The sequence below is a fragment of the Streptomyces sp. NPDC058964 genome, assembly GCF_042741275.1.
Classification (GTDB): Bacteria; Actinomycetota; Actinomycetes; order Streptomycetales; family Streptomycetaceae; genus Streptomyces.
The window spans coordinates 1-2,075 of the sequence record NZ_JBHYKH010000866.1 but is presented as its reverse complement, the minus strand read 5'-3'; the positions used below and the strand labels follow the sequence as shown (position 1 = coordinate 2,075).

The window sequence follows — 2,075 nt, the reverse complement described above, 5'->3', positions numbered from 1 at the left end:
GCCTTCGGATCGTCGCTGGGGCGGGTGCCCGCGCCGATGACCAATACGCGTCGGCCGGTCAGGAGGCCGACCGGGTGGGTCGCGGTGTACCAGGGCTCAGGCATCGTTGTGTGCTCCGTCCGCAGCGGGCGCGGGCAGGGTTTCCGTTTCGTAGCCGGGCTCGAGCCGGGTGCCGGCGGAGTTCAGGAAGAACGCGACCATGTGGTACTGCCCGACGAGCATGGTGATTTCGATCAACTGTGCCTCGTCGTGGTCGGCGGCGAGCGCGAACCAGGTGGCAGCGGACAGGCGTGCGTCCCGGTGCAGTTCGTCGGCGGCACGCAGCAGGCGGGCGTCGGCTGGGGTCCAACTCTGGGCGTCCGGACCCCTTCCGACCCGCCGGATCTCTTCCTCGGTGATCCCGGCGGCCCTGGCCAGTGGTACATGCCGCCCCCATTCGTAGCTGGCCCGGGTGTTGCATGCGGTGCGCAGGATCAGAAGTTCTCGGGTCCGCTCCGGCAGACGGCCGTCGCGCAGCAGATGGCTGCCGAATGGCAGGAAGTGCCGGAAGAGGGCTGGGTGTCGCACCAAGGTGGTGAAGACGTTGGCGAGGTTGCCGTCGGCGTCCCGGGGAATCGGGGCGAGCAGCTCCCGGGTGTACGGGTCCCAGCTGTCCTCGGGCAGTGGCGCGAGGCGCGGACCGGTGTCGACGGCGGCGGCGCGGTCGGGTCGGTGATGGTGCTCGTGGGTCATGAGGTCTCCGCACTGTTCGTCAGACTGGGTCGGTAGCACGAGGGCGGCTCGGAGCACGGTCGATCGGTACCTTGTCGGGTGCGCGCCGATGCGCTCCTTCCGCCGCCGTCCACTGTGCTTTCGGGGACGGGGGGCTGTCGACGGCTCCTCGGCCAAGGCCGGACGGCGGCATATTGTGCAGTTGCACAACGGCCGGTGCCGAAGGGGCGGAGGTGAGGTCCATGCTGGTGCAGTCGGGCGCGGCGGCGTCCCTCGAACGGGTCATCACCGCGATGGCGGCGAAGGAGGGGCACGTGGGCGGGCGGTTGCACGCGGATCTGGCGGACCACATCCCGTCCTACCGTGCGGTCCCGCGGGAACTCCTGGACCAGATCTGGCATCGGCACTTCCAGCGGGCCCTCGCGGTGGTGCGCGAGGGGACAGTGCCCCTGCCGGATGACTTCGAGGAAGCCGACGTGGCCCGGGACCGGGTCGCCCGGGGCGTGCCGCTCAGCGACGGGCTCCGCGCCTTCCGCCGGGGGCTGAGCGCGATACGGGATCTGTTCATCGCCGAGGCGACCGAGCGCGGGCTCGATCCCGGCCTCATTGTCGACCGCACCAAGTGCCTGTGGGAGCTCGCGGACGTCGCGAGTCTGCAGATCGCGGCTGTGCACCGGCAGGCGGAGGTCGCCTCAGCCCTGTTCGACGCCCGCCGCCGCGCCGACTTCCTGCGTGGACTGCTCTACGGGACGCTGAGCGTGGCGGAGATCCACAGCGGCGCGGCGATCTACGGACTGGACCTGTCGCGGCCCTATCGTGCCATCAGAGCTGTCCCGAGCGGCAATGTCAGTCCGGACGCGCTGGAACGTTGCCTGGAGTCCCACGGCCGCAGGAACGGCCGAGCCGCGCTGCTCACCGTGCTGGATGAGGCTGTCGCCGGAGTCATCGAGGCAAAACCGGAGATCGGTGACCCGGAGGTGACGGCGGGGCTCGGCCCGCCGACGGACCTGGCCGCGGTGCACCGCTCCTTCCCTGCCGCCGGCAGGCTGCTGGAAGCCGCCCGCGCGTACGGCCTGCGCGGCATATACGATCTGAGCGACCTGTCCTGGCGGGTGGCGGTCGTTGCCGAACCGGAACTCGCCGAGTTGCTGATCGACCGCTATCTGCGCCCATTGGAGGCGGAGGGAGGGTTCGGCGCGCTCATCGAGGAGTCGGTGCGGGGATACCTGGAACGGGGACGGCACATCCGCGAAGTCGCCCGCAGCGCGCACGTCCATGTCAACACCGTCCGCTAACGGCTGCGCCGTTTCTAGGAGCTGACCGGCACACGCCTTTACGCACCCGACACCCCGGTGGAAATCAGC

Annotated in this window: 2 protein-coding genes; one reads left to right on the top strand and one right to left on the bottom strand. The window is 70.2% G+C overall.

Annotated elements, in window-relative coordinates; translation table 11 throughout:
• Positions 1-96 precede the first annotated feature (96 nt).
• Positions 97-732, bottom strand: a complete 636-nt coding sequence (locus ACFW2E_RS45760; RefSeq protein WP_384477800.1) for a carboxymuconolactone decarboxylase family protein — start codon at positions 730-732, stop codon at positions 97-99.
• 221 nt (positions 733-953) lie between these two features.
• Here ACFW2E_RS45760 and ACFW2E_RS45755 point away from each other — a divergent pair, with 221 nt between their 5' ends.
• Positions 954-2,006, top strand: a complete 1,053-nt coding sequence (locus ACFW2E_RS45755; protein ID WP_384477797.1) for a PucR family transcriptional regulator — start codon at positions 954-956, stop codon at positions 2,004-2,006.
• The last annotated feature ends 69 nt before the right edge of the window (positions 2,007-2,075 follow it).

Coding starts and splice junctions, on each gene's coding strand:
- ACFW2E_RS45760 (WP_384477800.1), bottom strand. CDS start 732: ATGACCCACGAGCACCATCACCGACCCGACCGCGCCGCCGCCGTCGAC.
- ACFW2E_RS45755 (WP_384477797.1), top strand. CDS start 954: ATGCTGGTGCAGTCGGGCGCGGCGGCGTCCCTCGAACGGGTCATCACC.